The 505-nt window shown below is 51.7% G+C and carries 1 protein-coding gene; it reads right to left on the bottom strand.

The window, feature by feature from the left end:
- On the bottom strand, nt 1-505 hold a 505-nt coding region (locus PVK63_RS19925; protein WP_274440986.1), incomplete at both ends, for a hypothetical protein.

The following is a 505-nucleotide window of genomic DNA, read 5'->3' as shown; positions in this document are numbered from 1 at the left end:
AATGTTCGTACCTTCTGGCAGCGTAATTGTTGCCGTAACACCCGCGTCTTTTTCCGCCGCATTGATGATGTCATCTTCGCCAGAATCGATAAGAACTGTTGGTGCAACATCGTTATCGCCTTCGCCATCACCAGGCGCCACCAAATCCACGTCTGCCGTATCGCTGCCTGTAGCCGACTCATTGCCTGCCGCGTCAACAACGATCGCACTCACTTCTGTTGTTTGACCATCCACTATCGCTGCCGCTGGGATCGCTACACTGAACTTACCGTCGGTGACGGTAATTTCTGACAGTTTAATGGTGTCTGTTGTGCCATCTGAGAAGGTTACAACCACACTGTCTTCTGCCGTGTTCGTACCTTCTGGCAGCGTAATTGTTGCTGTGACACCCGCGTCTTTTTCATCAGCGTTAATGGTGTCATCATCGCCTGAGTTAATCACGACTGTTGGTGCAACATCGTTGTCGCCATCACCAGGCGCCACCAAATCCACGCTCGCCGTATCA

Origin of the sequence: Aliivibrio sp. S2TY2, assembly GCF_028765525.1 — a bacterium.
Lineage (GTDB): Bacteria > Pseudomonadota > Gammaproteobacteria > Enterobacterales > Vibrionaceae > Aliivibrio > Aliivibrio finisterrensis_A.
This window is presented reverse-complemented; position numbering and strand designations above follow the sequence as displayed.